General features: G+C 66.3%; 12 protein-coding genes. 6 read left to right on the top strand and 6 right to left on the bottom strand.

Annotation, left to right across the window (positions count from 1 at the left end):
- Window positions 1-2: 2 nt before the first annotated feature.
- A complete protein-coding gene (locus tag PI246_RS06650; protein ID WP_320551200.1) occupies window positions 3-806 on the bottom strand; it encodes a segregation and condensation protein A in 804 nt (267 codons plus the stop codon).
- Between the two features lie 377 nt (window positions 807-1,183).
- Between PI246_RS06650 and dinB the strand changes: the two genes are divergently transcribed.
- Together dinB and PI246_RS06640 are read left to right on the top strand one after the other, a co-directional pair.
- Window positions 1,184-2,371 carry a DNA polymerase IV gene (gene dinB / locus PI246_RS06645; protein ID WP_320550511.1) on the top strand — a complete coding sequence of 396 codons (1,188 nt, stop codon included), beginning with the start codon at window positions 1,184-1,186 and terminating at the stop codon, window positions 2,369-2,371.
- A 130-nt stretch (window positions 2,372-2,501) separates the two neighbouring features.
- Complete coding sequence (locus PI246_RS06640) at window positions 2,502-2,861, top strand: PilZ domain-containing protein (RefSeq protein WP_320550510.1); 360 nt, start codon at window positions 2,502-2,504, stop codon at window positions 2,859-2,861.
- Window positions 2,862-3,101: 240 nt separating this feature from the next.
- Here PI246_RS06640 and PI246_RS06635 read toward each other — a convergent pair whose 3' ends face one another.
- Window positions 3,102-4,796, bottom strand: coding sequence for an AMP-binding protein (locus tag PI246_RS06635; protein ID WP_320550509.1), 1,695 nt, complete (start codon window positions 4,794-4,796; stop codon window positions 3,102-3,104).
- A gap of 119 nt (window positions 4,797-4,915) precedes the next feature.
- Here PI246_RS06635 and PI246_RS06630 point away from each other — a divergent pair, with 119 nt between their 5' ends.
- On the top strand, window positions 4,916-5,350 hold the full coding sequence (locus tag PI246_RS06630; RefSeq protein ID WP_320550508.1) for a hypothetical protein: 435 nt from the start codon (window positions 4,916-4,918) through the stop codon (window positions 5,348-5,350).
- A 48-nt stretch (window positions 5,351-5,398) separates the two neighbouring features.
- Here the strand turns inward: PI246_RS06630 and acnA are convergent, their stop codons facing one another.
- Window positions 5,399-8,143: an aconitate hydratase AcnA gene (gene acnA / locus PI246_RS06625; protein WP_320550507.1), complete on the bottom strand. Its 2,745-nt coding sequence runs from the start codon at window positions 8,141-8,143 to the stop codon at window positions 5,399-5,401.
- A 225-nt stretch (window positions 8,144-8,368) separates the two neighbouring features.
- Between acnA and PI246_RS06620 the strand changes: the two genes are divergently transcribed.
- Window positions 8,369-9,298 carry a LysR family transcriptional regulator gene (locus PI246_RS06620; protein WP_320550506.1) on the top strand — a complete coding sequence of 310 codons (930 nt, stop codon included), beginning with the start codon at window positions 8,369-8,371 and terminating at the stop codon, window positions 9,296-9,298.
- A 6-nt stretch (window positions 9,299-9,304) separates the two neighbouring features.
- On the opposite strand, the gene hflD is transcribed toward PI246_RS06620, so the two are convergent.
- From hflD to PI246_RS06605, 3 genes are read right to left on the bottom strand one after another with little or no spacing between them, the layout of a single operon-like run.
- Window positions 9,305-9,931, bottom strand: coding sequence for a high frequency lysogenization protein HflD (hflD, locus tag PI246_RS06615; protein WP_320550505.1), 627 nt, complete (start codon window positions 9,929-9,931; stop codon window positions 9,305-9,307).
- Between the two features lie 55 nt (window positions 9,932-9,986).
- Window positions 9,987-11,081 carry a tRNA 2-thiouridine(34) synthase MnmA gene (mnmA, locus tag PI246_RS06610; RefSeq protein WP_320550504.1) on the bottom strand — a complete coding sequence of 365 codons (1,095 nt, stop codon included), beginning with the start codon at window positions 11,079-11,081 and terminating at the stop codon, window positions 9,987-9,989.
- Window positions 11,078-11,566, bottom strand: a complete 489-nt coding sequence (locus tag PI246_RS06605; RefSeq protein ID WP_320550503.1) for an NUDIX hydrolase — start codon at window positions 11,564-11,566, stop codon at window positions 11,078-11,080. The genes mnmA and PI246_RS06605 overlap by 4 nt, the downstream gene beginning before the upstream one ends.
- A 123-nt stretch (window positions 11,567-11,689) precedes the next feature.
- Between PI246_RS06605 and clpS the strand changes: the two genes are divergently transcribed.
- Complete coding sequence (clpS, locus tag PI246_RS06600; protein ID WP_320550502.1) at window positions 11,690-12,022, top strand: ATP-dependent Clp protease adapter ClpS; 333 nt, start codon at window positions 11,690-11,692, stop codon at window positions 12,020-12,022.
- A 78-nt stretch (window positions 12,023-12,100) separates the two neighbouring features.
- Complete coding sequence (gene clpA / locus PI246_RS06595) at window positions 12,101-14,368, top strand: ATP-dependent Clp protease ATP-binding subunit ClpA (RefSeq protein ID WP_320550501.1); 2,268 nt, start codon at window positions 12,101-12,103, stop codon at window positions 14,366-14,368.
- The last annotated feature ends 110 nt before the right edge of the window (window positions 14,369-14,478 follow it).

Raw genomic sequence — 14,478 nt, 5'->3', positions numbered from 1 at the left:
GATCAGGCGAGCGCTTCGTCCAGCTCGCTGTCGGTGCGGACCTTCGTCCGCAGGTAGATCGGTCCGAGGGCTTCTTCCTGAACGATCTCGACGAGCATTTCCTTCGCCAGTTCGAGCATGGCCAGGAACGTCACCACGACTCCCAGCCGTCCCTCGGTGACGTCGAACAGCGTTTCGAAGCGGTGGAACGCGCCACCGCCGAGCGCGCCGAGCACTTCGCCCATGCGCTGGCGGACGCTGAGCGGTTCACGCTGGATCGCATGGTGCGTGAACAGTTCGGCGCGGTTGAGCACGTCCTTGAGCGCGAGCAAAAGTTCCTTCAGGTCGAGCGGGGGCGGTACACGCACCACGTTGTGCTCGCCGACGAAGGCGTGCACCACGGTGGTGTCGCGTTCCAGGCGTGGCAGTTCGTCGATGTCCTGCGCGGCCTTCTTGAAGCGTTCGTACTCCTGCAGGCGCCGCACCAGTTCGGCGCGTGGGTCGTCCTCGAGACCTTCTTCCGCCGGGGGGCGGGGCAGCAGCAGCCTGGACTTGATCTCGGCGAGGATCGCGGCCATCAGCAGGTATTCCGCGGCCAGCTCCAGGCGCATCACCTCGCGCATCATCCCGATGTAATCCATGTACTGCCGGGTGATCTCGGCGACCGGGATATCGAGGATGTCGAGGTTCTGCCGGCGAATCAGGTAGAGCAGCAGGTCGAGCGGCCCTTCGAATGACTCGAGGATGACTTCGAGCGCATCCGGCGGGATGTACAGGTCTTGCGGCATCTGCAGCACCGGCTGCCCGCGCACGAGCGCCAGGGGCATTTCCTGTTGCTGCGGTACGCCGGCGAAGGCGTCACGGGTTGTTTCGACCACCTGGACGTCGGTTGTCTCGTTAGTCATCGGCACACGTCAGAAGGGCCGCGATCGCGGCCGGGAACGCAAGCAACCATCGATGCCGTGAAGCGGCTGCGCCGCCACATCCGGCATGCCACGCACCGTCGCCGACGAGCGGGAAGCTCCAGCTGGACACCCAGGAGGGTCGATACCCGTGAAGGAACGACGGAAGCCGCCACGTCCGGTCCAGATCCACGGACCGGGAGGGCGCGGCGCCCGAATAAGTTCACCCGATGTGCGACAGGGTATCGCCTGGGCTGGCGCAAGTCCAGCGCGCCAGGCGGCCTATCCGGCACAATAGCCCGATGCAGACGGCCCAGCGAGCGATCATTCATGTCGACATGGACGCCTTCTACGCGTCCGTGGAGGAACTGGACGATCCCTCGCTGAAGGGCAAGGCCGTCGTCGTGGCCGGCCTGGGGCGTCGTGGGGTGGTGTCCACGGCCAATTACGAGGCCCGGCGATTCGGGGTGCGGTCGGCCATGCCCACGGCCGAGGCCCGTCGGCGGTGCCCGCATGGCGTGTATGTCGTTCCCCGCCATGCCCGTTACAAGGCCATTTCCGACGTCGTGTTCGGGGTGTTCGGCCAGTTCACCCCGGTGGTCGAGGGCCTGTCGCTGGACGAGGCCTTCCTCGACGTCTCCGCCAGCCTGAGGCTTTTCTCATCCGTGGAGGCGATCGGCCGGCAGATCAAGGACGACATCCGGGCCAGGACGGGGCTCAATGCCTCAGTGGGGATGTCGCACAACAAGCTGCTGGCGAAGCTGGCGAGCGAGCTGTCCAAGCCGGACGGCTTCCTTGCCATTCGGCCGGAGGAGGTGCGCGGATACCTCGATCCGCTGCCGGTGGGGCGCATGTGGACCGTGGGCAAGGTGGCTGAGGAAGCGTTGCACAAGGTGGGCATACGTACCCTTGGCGACCTGCTGCGAGCGGATGACTGGCGCCTGCACAAGGCCGTGGGCGCGCGGCACGGCGAGCAACTGCGCGCCCTTTGCCGCGGTGAAGACCCGCGCCCCGTGGTGGCGGAGGCCGCCGAGGTGTCGATCAGTGCGGAGTGGACCTTCGAGACCGACCTCGACACGCTGGCGCTGGCGGAGGCCTGGATGTTGCGCCAGTGCGAGCGCGTGGGTTCCCGGGCCCGGGCTCGCGGACTGAAGGGACGCACCGTGTCGGTCAAGCTGCGCGAGCCCCCCTTTGTGACCCATAGCCGCCAGGCGCAGCTGCCCGTGCCGGGCCATGCCACCCCGGAGATATACGCCGTGGCACGTCGCTTGCTTCAAACCTGGTGGAACCAGCATCCGCGGCCGCGGTTGCGCCTGCTGGGCGTGTCGCTTTCCGGGTTCGACGCCCGGCAGAGCGACGAACAGCAGGATATGTTCGCGACGCCCGCGTCGGAAAAGCCTTCCGATGGCGTCCAGGACAGGATCAACCAGCGCTTCGGCGCCGGGGCGCTGGTCCGGGCGGGTGTGTTGAAGACGCGTGGTAAGGATTGACGCGGCGTACTGTTTAAGCCGACCCGTACTGCGCTAATGTGTCGATAAGTGACACGGATGGTAAGTTTTGCGAGGTGCGATCATGTCGATCGCGGATGACGATAAGACACCGGGATGGGTGGAAGATCTGATGTGTTCTGACAAGGCCACCGCACAGCACGCCCACGAGCGCCATGCACGCATGAAGGTGCCCGCGGCCGTTCTCATGAGCCGGCGGCACGAGGCGTTTTCCACCGAACTGGTCGATATCTCGGCCACGGGCGTGTTGCTGAAGCGGCCGCCGCGCTGGAGTGGCGCCGTCGGCCAGGTGTGGGTGCTCGACATCGTGTTCGCCCACGACCTGCACATCAACATGGAAGCCGAGGTGGCCCGGGTGTCGGCCCGGCAGGTGGGCCTGAAGTATTCGCTCATTCCCGAGGACAAGCAGGGGGCTTTGTGGGACCTGCTCGGCGGCTACGCCGATACGCTCGAGGAATGGCACGACGAGTGATCGTTAGCCCATTGGCGCGGAAGGTGCGCGCCGGGCGACTTGCTACGACGTCTCGTATGGATGGCGCAAGGAGGCCTGCGGGCCATTGCCATCATTCGCCCTGGGTCGGCTCCCCATCCTTTGATAGCCGTGAACGCGTCCCGGCGGGGTGGGGGGCGGACCGTGTCCGCTCCCCCCGGCTTTCGCCGATCGCCGGCCCGGTCGGCTACCTTACCTTCGGTCGCTACGGTGGCGGGCGCCTCAGGTCTTGGCGCTTTTTTTCTTGCGTTCTTCGTCGCGCAGCTCGCGACGGAGGATCTTGCCGACGTTGCTCTTGGGCAGCGCATCGCGGAACTCGATGTGCTTGGGGCGCTTGTAGCCGGTTAGGTTTTCGCGGCAGTAGTCGCGCAGCGCGTTTTCGGTGAGCGAGGGATCCTTGCGCACCACGAACAGCTTCACCACTTCGCCGGAATGCTCGTCGTCCACGCCGACGGCGGCCACTTCGGCCACGCCAGGGTGGTGCATCACGGTGGCTTCGATCTCGTTCGGATATACGTTGAAGCCCGAGACGAGGATCATGTCCTTCTTGCGGTCGACGATGAAGGCCTGGCCCGAGGCGTCCATGCGAGCGATGTCGCCGGTACGCAGCCAGCCGTCGGCGGACAGCACCTTGCTGGTTTCTTCCGGTTGCGCCCAATAGCCCTTCATCACCTGCGGTCCGCGGATGCAGAGCTCGCCTTCTTCGCCGATAGGCACGGGCTGGCCCTGCTCGTCGCGGATCTGCGCGTCGGTGTTGGGAATGGGATAGCCGATGGAGCCGGTGTAATCGGTGATGTCCACGCGGTTGGCGAACGCCACCGGCGAGGTCTCCGTCAGGCCGTAGCCTTCGATGATCGGGCGGCCGGTGACCTTCTTCCAGCGGTCGGCCACGGCGCGCTGCAGCGCCATGCCGCCGGCCATCGCCAGGTGCAGACGCGAGAAATCGACGGTCTCGAAACCCGGGGTGTTGAGCAGGCCGTTGAACAGCGTGCTCACGCCGGTGATGGCGGTGAATGAGGTTTTCTTCAGCTCCTTCACGAACGCCGGCATGTCGCGGGGGTTGGTGATGAGCACGTTCAGTCCGCCCAGGCTGGTGAAGATGAGGCAATTCACCGTGAGCGAGAAGATGTGGTAGAGCGGCAGCGCCGTGATGATGGTTTCGTCGCCCGGCGTGGCGTGGTTGGCCACCCAGGGGCGGGTCTGCAGCATGTTGGCGACCATGTTGCGGTGCGTGAGCATCGCGCCCTTGGCCACGCCCGTGGTGCCGCCGGTGTACTGCAGGAAGGCCAGGTCGTCGGGCTGGATGTCGACCGTCGGCATGGCGTGCGCCCGCCCGCGGGAGAGCGCATCCTTGAAGCGCACCGCCTTGGGGAGGTCGTAGGCGGGGACTTCCTTACGGATCGACTTCACCACGAAGTTGATGATGGCGCCCTTGGGGAAGCCGATCAGGTCGCCGACGGCGGTGGTGATGACGTGCTGCACCTTGGTGCCGTCCAGTGCCTTCTGCGCGGTGGCGGCGAAGTTGTCGAGTACCAGGATCGCCTTGGCGCCGGAGTCCTCGAGCTGGTGGTGCAGTTCGCGCGGGGTGTAGAGCGGGTTGGTGTTGACCACCGTCAGGCCCAGTCTCAGCGCACCGAACAATGCGACCGGATACTGCAGCAGGTTGGGCAGCATGATCGCGATGCGATCGCCCTTCTTCAGGCCGAGCTCGCCGGAAAGGTAACCCGCGAACGCCCTGGACAGCTCATCGACCTGCCGGTAGGTCAGCGTGTGGCCGAAGTTGCGGAAGGCCGGACGATCGCTGAAGGTCTCGCAGGACGCCTCGAACACCGCGGCGACGGACCGGTAGGTCGCGACGTCGACTTCCGCCGGCACGCCTTCGGGATAATGATCAAGCCACGGACGCTCGATGCTCATGGATGGGATGGACTCCAGTGGTGACGGTCGCACGGCCTGCCGTCGTAAGCTCGCGGCATTGGAGCATACGCGTGCGTATAGCGGCAAGCCGCATCGCAGCGACGTTTGAGGAGAAAAGTATGCGTTCGTTGTTGAGGTTTTTCGTGTCGATCGGTGTCGTCGTGCTGATGGCGGCGTGCCATCGCACCGCGGACGATGTGCAGGTGCGCAAGGCCATCGCCGAGTCGGCCGCCGCCGCCGAGGCGGGGCATGCCGGCGATACGGTGGCGGCGCTCACCGACGACTTCGACGGCAATACGGGGCAACTCGACAAGCCGTCGCTCGCCAACCTCGTTCGCGTGACGGCGATTCGCGGACAAACGGTGCATGCCGTGATCGGGCCCGTTTCCGTCGAGCGGCGCGGCGATCGCAGGGTCGCCACGTTCACCGTGACGCTTGCGGCAGGGCAGGGCGTGCTGCCCGACCAGGCTGGCGTCTACCGCGTGGACACCGGGTGGCGAAAGGACGATGGGACATGGCGGTGCTTCACCGCATCGTGGCGCCGGTCCCTGTGATCGGCGACGAACCAAAAAAAAGCCCCGGCGGACCGGGGCTTTCGCTTCTTACGCCGCCTTCGCGAGCGAGCGAAGCACGTACTGCAGGATGCCGCCGTGGCGGAAGAACTCGCGCTCCTTCGGAGTCAGCAGAAGCACCTTCACGGTGAACTCCTTGACCGAGCCGTCCGCACGCGTGGCCTTGACCGTCGCGCTCTTCGACTCACCGTTGTTCAGGCCGGTGATGTCGAACACCTCGCCGCCCTTCAGGCCGAGCGTCTGCGCGTTCTCGCCGTCCTGGAACTGGCAGGGCAGCACGCCCATGCCGACCAGGTTGGAGCGGTGGATGCGCTCGAAGCTCTCGGCGATCACGGCCTTCACGCCGAGCAGAAGCGTGCCCTTGGCCGCCCAGTCGCGCGACGAGCCCGTGCCGTATTCCTTGCCGGCCATGACCACCAGCGGGGTGCCGTCGGCCTTGTACTTCATGGCCGCGTCGTAGATGGCCATCTGTTCGCCGGTGGGGATGTACTTGGTGTAGCCACCTTCCACCCCGTCGAGCATGAGGTTCTTGATGCGGATGTTGGCGAAGGTGCCGCGAACCATCACGTCGTCGTTGCCGCGGCGCGAACCGTAGGAGTTGAAGTCCTTCGGCTCGACCCCCTTGGAGATCAGGAAGCGGCCTGCCGGGCTGTCCTTCTTGATCGAGCCGGCCGGGGAGATGTGGTCGGTGGTGATCGAGTCACCGAAGATACCCATGGCGCGCGCGCCGTGGATGTCCTCGATGGTGCCTGGCTCGGCGGACATGCCGTCGAAGTAGGGCGGGTTCTTGATGTAGGTGGAATCGTCCCAGGCGTAGGTCTTGCCGTCCGGCGACGCGATCTGGTTCCACCGGCTGTCGCCCTTGAAGACATCGGCGTAGGTCGTCTTGAACATCTCCGGGCTGATCGCGCCCGCGATGAGGTCGGAGATTTCCTGGTTGCTCGGCCAGATGTCCTTCAGGTAAACCGGCTGGCCGTCGCTGCCCGTACCGATAGCGTCGGTCGTCAGATCGATGTTCAGCGTGCCGGCGAGGGCATAGGCGACCACCAGCGGCGGCGACGCAAGGTAGTTCATCTTCACTTCGGGATGCACGCGGCCTTCGAAGTTGCGGTTGCCGGAGAGCACGGACGCCACGGCGAGGTCACCCTCGGCGATGCCCTTGCTGATCTCGGCCGGCAACGGGCCGGAGTTGCCGATGCAGGTGGTGCAGCCGTAGCCGACCACGTAGAAGTTGACCTTTTCCAGCTCCTTGAGCAGGCCGGTCTTCTCCAGGTACTCGGTGACCACGAGCGAGCCGGGGCCGAGCGAGGGCTTGACCCACGGCTTGGCGGTGAGGCCGCGCGCGGCGGCCTTCTTGGCCACCAGGCCGGCGGCGAGCATCACGGCCGGGTTGGAGGTGTTGGTGCACGAGGTGATCGCGGCGATCACGACCGAGCCGTCGTTCAGGCGGAACGAGGCGCCGTCCTTCTCGACGAGCACGCCTTCGTCGGTGATGCGGTTGGCTTCGTTGCCGTTGGCCGTGCCACCGCCTTCGTTTTCGAGACGGGCGACGTCACCGTTGCGCGGCTTGCGGTTGGCGGTGAGCGGGCCGACGGCGTCGACGAAGCTCTGCTTCACGCCTTCGAGCAGCACGCGGTCCTGCGGGCGCTTCGGGCCGGCGAGCGACGGCTTGACCGTGGCGAGGTCGAGTTCGAGCACGGTGGTGAATTCCGGCTCGGGCGTGTTGGCGTCGTGCCACAGGCCCTGGGCCTTCGCGTAGGTTTCGACCAGGGCGATCTGGCCCTCGTCGCGGCCGGACAGGCGCAGGTAGTTCAGGGCTTCTTGGTCGATCGGGAAGATGCCGCAGGTGGCGCCGTATTCCGGGGCCATGTTGGCGATGGTCGCACGGTCGGCCAGCGGCAGGTTCTGCAGCCCGTTGCCGAAGAATTCCACGAACTTGCCCACGACGCCGAGCTTGCGCAGCATCTGGGTCACGGTGAGCACGAGGTCGGTGGCGGTCACGCCTTCGGGCAGCTTGCCGGTGAGGCGGAAGCCCACGACCTGCGGAATCAGCATCGACGAGGGCTGGCCGAGCATGGCCGCTTCAGCCTCGATGCCGCCCACGCCCCAGCCCAGTACGCCGATGCCGTTGATCATCGTGGTGTGCGAGTCGGTGCCGAACACGCTGTCCGGATAAGCGAAGGATTCGCCGTTTTCTTCGTTGACGAACACCACGCGGGCCAGGTTCTCGAGGTTCACCTGGTGCACGATGCCGGTGCGCGGCGGCACCACCTTGAAGTTGTTGAAGGCCTTCTGGCCCCAGCGCAGGAACGAGTAGCGCTCCTGGTTGCGCTCAAATTCGATCTCGACGTTCTGCTCGAGGGCCGATGCCGAGCCGAAGGCGTCGACCTGCACGGAGTGGTCGATGACCAGTTCGGCGGGCGCCAGCGGGTTGATGCGATTCGGGTCGCCGCCGAGCTTGGCGACGGCGTCGCGCATCGCGGCGAGGTCGACCACGCAAGGCACGCCGGTGAAATCCTGGAGGACCACGCGGGCGGGCATGAAGGAGATTTCGGTGTCCGGCTCCGCCTTGGCGTCCCACTTGGCGACGGCCTCGATTTCCTTCGAGGTGACGTTCACGCCGTCTTCCTGGCGAAGCAGGTTCTCCAGGAGGATCTTCATGGAGTAGGGCAGGCGCTGGATGTCGAACGTCTTGCCGAACTTGGCCAGGCTGGCGATGCTGTGGCGCTTGCCGTTGACTTCGATACTGTCTCGAACCGAGAACGAGTCTTTCATGCTGTACTCCTGGCGTGGCGTGCTTTAGCTGGGGAGGCCTGCGAACCCCGGACGGGGCTCGTCAAAGCGTCGATTATCGCGCAGTCGGGGGCCTGGAGGCGACTGCCGTGGGACCGGCGGGCGCTACAATGTCCGGCGCCGGGGCGCAGACCGTGCGATTCGGCGGCAAAAGGATGAAGGTGGCGGTGGATGGGCGCAAACGCATTTGATGGCACGCAGCGTTCGATGATTTCGATGGCCCTCTCGTCGGTGTCGCTGCGCGACCTCGCCCTGGTCCAGGCGGTGGCCCGCGAGGGCAGCTTCAACAGCGCCGCCCGGGCCATGTACATCAGTCCGTCGGGTCTCTCCCACCAGGTGCAGAAGGTGGAGCAGGCGCTCGGCATCCCACTGTTCGAGCGGGGCGGTCGTCGGGTCGTGGCCACGGCCAGCGGGCAGCGCCTGCTCGGTTACATCGACGCCGTGCTCGCCGCCGCCGAGCATCTCGAGCACGCGGCCAAGGCCGGCGACGTCGCCTTCGGCGGCGAGTTGCGCCTGGGCGTGCCGTCCACGTTGGGCCCGTACCTGCTTCCGCACGTCATCGAACCCTTTCCCCAGCGATTTCCCGGCACCCGCCTGACCATTTCCGAAGGCAAGCCGCGCGGACTGCTGCGCCGGCTGGGCGAGGGCGAACTCGACGCCGTGCTGGCGCCGCCCAGCACCGTGTCGACGGGACTGGACTCGGTCGCCCTGTTCTTCGAGCCTTACGAGCTATTGCTCCAGAAGGCGCACCCGCTGGCTGGCCGGCCGTCGATTTCGCTGGACGAGCTGGATGCCGCCGATGCCACGCTGATGGCGGAGAGCCACGGCAACGGGGTGTCCGACCTGGGCATGGCGGGCACCGCCCACCCGGAGCGCATCCAGGACCTCAGCATCGAAAGCCTCGCCACCCTCGTCGCCTTGCGCGGTGGCTATTCACTGGTGCCGATCCTCGCCCACGAGCGCCTGGGATCGATTCCCAACGTGGTGCTGGCGGCTGTCGACGGGGCGCGACCGGGTCGGCACATCGCGCTTTACTGGCGCAGCGCCACGCCCTGGCGCGACGACCTGCTGGGCTTCGCCGGGCTGCTGCGGCTGCTGGCGGGGACCATCCCGGGCCTGGACGCCGCGGCGGCGTGAATCGCCTCAGAGCCCGTTATCGAGCGTCGAGCCGGTCAGGAGGCCCCGCGCCAGCATCGCGCATTGCTTGCGGTAGAAGAGGATCTGCCACTGCCGTCCGCCGATCTGGTGCCACAGCACCGCCGAGCGCACGGCCGACAGCAGCGCGGCGCGCACTCGGTCGACGTTGGCCTTCTGCTGCAGGTGGGCCGGGTTGCCGGTGACCATCACCCGGGGCTTGAGCGTGGACAGCGTGGTGGCATAGAGCTCGGCCACGCGGGCCGCGACGTTGGGATGGTCGAGCCCGAAATGTTCCACCTGCCGCTGGCTGGACACGATGCCTTCGCGCAAGCGGTCGAGCAGGCCGCGATGGCGCGACAGCGAGCGTTCGAGGCGAAGCACGGTCACCGCCATGCGCATCACGGCGATATCGCGGGTGTTGTCCTCGAACTGGGCGACGAGCGTACGCAAGCCGCGACGTACGCCGCTCACGCCACCGTACACGGCGGCCACCGAGTCGGCATCGATGCGGAACACGCTGGCGAGGCTCGCCTCGTAGGCCACGTCGTCGCAGCGGCCTTCGGTGGCCATCTGCTGGGCAAGGGCGGCCCCCTGGAACACACCGGCGAGGGCGAGGACGCGTTCTTCGTTCATGCGTTGGGCTCAGACAAAACGTAAGGGTTCATGGTGTAAGCGTGCCGCCCGGCGGTCACGCCAGCCCCCCGTAAGGCGCGTCGGTCATGGCGATCACGGCGCCGCCCAGGCAGGCCTCGCCGTCGTAGAACACCACCGACTGGCCCGGCGTCACGGCGCGCTGGGGGGTATCGAAGACCACGTGCAGCCGATCGCCTCGGACCTCCACGCTGCAGGCCTGGTCGTCCTGCCGGTAGCGCGTCTTCGCCGTGCAGCGGAACGACTGACCCGGCGCCTCGCCCGCGACCCAGGTCGCTTCGGTGGCCTCAAGCCGGTGCGACTGCAGCCAACGGTTCTCGCCGCCCTGGGCGACGATGAGCGTGTTGGTGGGCACCTCTTTGCCCACGACGTACCAGGGCGCGTTCGACGCGCCCGCGCGACCACCGATGCCCAGCCCGTTGCGCTGTCCCAGGGTGTAATACATCACGCCCTGGTGCTCGCCGATGACCTTGCCTTCGGGATCGACCATCGCGCCCGCTTTCGCGGGCAGGTAGTGCGACAGGAACGTGCGGAAATCGCGCTCGCCGATGAAGCAGATGCCGGTGGAGTCTTTTTTCGCGTGAGTGGACAGACCGGCCTCCCGGGCCATCGTCCGCACCAGCGATTTTTCGATCTCGCCCACCGGAAACAACGTGGCGGCAAGCTGGCGCTGGCCCAGGGCGTGGAGGAAGTAGGTCTGGTCCTTGCCCGTATCCACCGCGCGCAGCAGGCGGTAGCGCCCGTCGCGCAGGTCGACGCGCGCGTAATGGCCCGTGGCGATCTTTTCCGCCCCGAGGGCCTGGGCGTGCTCGAGGAAGGTCTTGAATTTGATCTCGCGGTTGCAGAGGACGTCGGGGTTCGGCGTGCGTCCCGCCGCGTATTCGGCCAAGAAATAGGCGAACACGCCGTCCCAGTACTCGCTGGCGAAGTTCCGCGCATGGAACGGGATGCCGAGCCGGCCGCACACGGCCACGGCGTCCTTGCGGTCGTCGTCGGTGGTGCAGGGGCCTGAGCGGTCGTCTTCTTCCCAGTTCTGCATGAACATGCCTTCCACCTCGTGACCGGCCTGCTGGAGCAGGAGGGCGGCCACGGAGGAATCCACGCCGCCGGATACCCCGAGGATGACCTTCACGACCGCCCTCCCGGAAGCCGGCTGGAGACTGCGTCGAGCGGAAGCCGGCGGCCGTCGAGCCACGCGTCGAGCGTGTCGAGGATCAACGGGCTGCGCAGGCGCGGTCCCAGGTCGCGGATCTCGTCGCGGCGCAACCACAACGCCCGGCGGATGCCGGTATCCAGGGGGCGCGCGAGATCTTGCGACACGGAGGTGCCGCTGAAGGCGAAGCGCAGCACCTGTTCGCCGTGTTCGTGGCTCATCCACTGCCATACGCCGATGAAAGCGTCGAGGGCGACGGTGTGGCCGGTTTCCTCCAGCGCCTCGCGCACGGCCGCGGCCTGCAGCGTCTCGCCGGGATCGAGGTGGCCGGCGGGCTGGTTGTAGGCCAGTTCACCGGATACCTCCTCTTCCACCATGAGGAAGCGGTCGCCCTTCGCGACGACGCAGGCGACGGTCACGCGGGGGCACCAGACGGTTTCGGGCGGGGAGGCGGCGGGAGGCATCGTTCGGGCAGGGAAGTGGCTCTGGAAAACGGTCTATTGTGCCATCACCTGTGGTTATCCACCCCGGAGCCGGTCAGGAAACGGGTGTATATAATCGCATCGCGTACCCAAGGTTCTTCTTAAATGTCCCAGGAACACGAACACGATCGGGAAAGCGACCGCGGGCACGGGCTCGCCCTTGAGACGAGCCGTCCGGAAACCGCCCGTCCGCCGCTCTTCCAGGTCGTCCTGCTGAACGACGATTTCACCCCGATGGACTTCGTGATAGAGGTGTTGCGCAGCTTCTTCGGCATGGATCAGGAGAAAGCCGTCCAGGTGATGCTCCACGTCCATACCCGCGGAAAAGGCGTGTGCGGCGTCTTCACCCGGGAAGTGGCAGAAACCAAGGTGACTCAGGTCAACGAATACTCACGATCTCATCAGCACCCGCTGTTGTGCACTATGGAAAAGATGTAGCCAGCCCCCCATCTGGAGCACATGCGGCACTCACAAAGGGCTTGACCCAGCCGCCCACAGCTATCGGAGACGGTCCGTATGTTCAGCAAGGATCTCGAAGTCACCATCGGGCACTGCTACAAGCAGGCCCGCGAGCAGCGCCACGAATTCATGACCGTGGAGCATCTTCTGCTCGCCCTTACCGAAAACACGTCCGCCCTGGCCGCCCTGCGTGCCTGCGGCGTCGACCTGCCGCGCCTTGCGGCCGACCTGCAACGGATCATCGCCGAAACCGTTCCCGTCCTCCCCGCCGGTGACGAACGCGACACACAGCCCACCCTGGGCTTCCAGCGCGTTCTCCAGCGCGCGGTATACCATGTGCAGTCGTCCGGCCGTAAGGAAGTCACCGGGGCCAACGTGCTGGTGGCCATCTTCGGCGAAAAAGACTCCCACGCCGTGTATTTCCTGCACCAGCAGGAGATCACCCGCCTCGACGTGGTCAATTACATCTCCCACGGCATCGCCAAGATCGGCGACGAGGCGGCTGCGGCCGCACCTGCCAGCGAGCGTGACGGCGACGAGGGCGGCGAGGGCAAGGGCAACCCGCTCAACGAATACGCGGCCAACCTCAACGAACTTGCCATACAGGGCAAGATCGACCCGCTCATCGGGCGCAACGACGAAGTCGAGCGCACCATCCAGGTGCTCTGCCGTCGCCGCAAGAACAACCCGCTCTACGTCGGCGAGGCCGGCGTGGGCAAGACGGCGCTCGCCGAGGGCCTGGCCAAGCGCATCGTCGAAGGACAGGTGCCCGAGGTGCTCGAGGATTGCACCATCTGGTCGCTCGACCTCGGCGCCCTGGTGGCGGGCACCAAGTATCGCGGCGACTTCGAAAAGCGCCTGAAGGCGGTGATCGGCCAGCTCAAGAAGCAGCCCAACGCCATCCTGTTTATCGACGAGATCCACACCATCATCGGTGCCGGATCGGCGTCCGGCGGCACCATGGATGCCTCGAACCTCATCAAGCCCATGCTCGCCTCCGGTGAGTTGCGCTGCATCGGTTCGACCACGTTCCAGGAGTTCCGTGGCGTGTTCGAAAAGGACCGTGCCCTGGCTCGCCGTTTCCAGAAGATCGACGTCGTCGAGCCCACCGTGGCCGATTCCATCGAGATCCTCCGGGGGCTGAAGAGCCGCTTCGAGGAACACCACGCGGTGGAGTACACAGGCGAGGCGCTCCGTGCGGCGGTCGATCTCTCGGTCAAGCACATCCCCGACCGCCTGTTGCCGGACAAGGCCATCGACGTCATCGACGAGGCCGGCGCCCGCCAGCGGCTGCTGCCGGAAGACGAGCGCACCGGCAGGATCGACGTGCCGGAGATCGAGTTCATCGTGGCGAAGATGGCGCGTATCCCGCCCAAGCAGGTGTCGGCGTCCGATCGTGACGTGCTGCGTAACCTCGAGCGCAACCTCAAGATGGTGGTGTTCGGCCAGGACGATGCGATCGAGGCCCTGGCGTCGTCGATCAAGATGGCCCGCTCGGGCCTGGGCGATCCGTCCAAGCCGATCGGCAGCTTCCTCCTGGCCGGTCCGACTGGCGTGGGCAAGACCGAGGTGACCCGTCAGCTTGCGATGCAACTGGGCATCGAGATGGTCCGTTTCGACATGTCCGAATACATGGAGGCGCACTCGGTCTCCCGCCTCGTCGGTGCCCCTCCGGGGTACGTCGGTTTCGACCAGGGCGGCCTGCTCACCGAGCAAATCGTCAAGCACCCGCATTGCGTGCTCCTGCTCGACGAGATCGAGAAGGCGCACCCGGACGTCTACAACATCCTGCTCCAGGTCATGGATCGCGGTGTGCTGACGGATACCAACGGGCGCGAGGCGAACTTCAAGAACGTGGTCATCGTGATGACGACCAACGCGGGCGCCCAATTGGCCTCGCGGCGGGGCATCGGCTTCGTCAAGCAGAACCACGCGCCGGACGCGATGGAGACCATCCGCCGGCTGTTCACGCCGGAGTTCCGCAACCGCCTGGACGCGATCATCCAGTTCAATTCGCTGGATTTCGATCACATCCTGCGCGTGGTGGACAAGTTCCTCATCGAGCTGGAAGCCCAGCTGGCCGAGAAGAAGGTCAGCGTGGACGTGAGCCCGGAGGCCCGGCGCTGGTTGGCCGAGCACGGCTTCGACCCGCAGATGGGCGCCCGCCCGATGGCCCGCGTCATCCAGGACAAGGTGAAGCGGGCGCTGGCCGACGAGCTGCTCTTCGGCAAGCTGGCCGAGGGCGGCAAGGTGACCCTGTCGGTAGAGGGCGACGACCTGCACGTGGAGACCGAGTCGGCGGAGCCGGCGACGGCCGAGGCCTGACGCTCCGGGCGGGTCGTGATGCGAAGGCGCGCGTTCGGGCGCCTTCGCAGCCGGCCCCTCTCAAGGCAACAAAAAAGCCGCGGCACGTGCCGCGGCTTTTTTGTTGCCAC

The organism is Luteibacter sahnii (assembly GCF_034063545.1).
GTDB lineage: Bacteria > Pseudomonadota > Gammaproteobacteria > Xanthomonadales > Rhodanobacteraceae > Luteibacter > Luteibacter sahnii.
Note: the sequence above shows the minus strand (reverse complement) of the source record. Positions and strands in the feature narration are given on the sequence as shown.

Coding starts and splice junctions, on each gene's coding strand:
- PI246_RS06650 (WP_320551200.1), bottom strand. CDS start 806: ATGCCCCTGGCGCTCGTGCGCGGGCAGCCGGTGCTGCAGATGCCGCAA.
- dinB (WP_320550511.1), top strand. CDS start 1,184: ATGCAGACGGCCCAGCGAGCGATCATTCATGTCGACATGGACGCCTTC.
- PI246_RS06640 (WP_320550510.1), top strand. CDS start 2,502: ATGTGTTCTGACAAGGCCACCGCACAGCACGCCCACGAGCGCCATGCA.
- PI246_RS06635 (WP_320550509.1), bottom strand. CDS start 4,796: ATGAGCATCGAGCGTCCGTGGCTTGATCATTATCCCGAAGGCGTGCCG.
- PI246_RS06630 (WP_320550508.1), top strand. CDS start 4,916: ATGCGTTCGTTGTTGAGGTTTTTCGTGTCGATCGGTGTCGTCGTGCTG.
- acnA (WP_320550507.1), bottom strand. CDS start 8,143: ATGAAAGACTCGTTCTCGGTTCGAGACAGTATCGAAGTCAACGGCAAG.
- PI246_RS06620 (WP_320550506.1), top strand. CDS start 8,369: ATGATTTCGATGGCCCTCTCGTCGGTGTCGCTGCGCGACCTCGCCCTG.
- hflD (WP_320550505.1), bottom strand. CDS start 9,931: ATGAACGAAGAACGCGTCCTCGCCCTCGCCGGTGTGTTCCAGGGGGCC.
- PI246_RS06605 (WP_320550503.1), bottom strand. CDS start 11,566: ATGCCTCCCGCCGCCTCCCCGCCCGAAACCGTCTGGTGCCCCCGCGTG.
- clpS (WP_320550502.1), top strand. CDS start 11,690: ATGTCCCAGGAACACGAACACGATCGGGAAAGCGACCGCGGGCACGGG.
- clpA (WP_320550501.1), top strand. CDS start 12,101: ATGTTCAGCAAGGATCTCGAAGTCACCATCGGGCACTGCTACAAGCAG.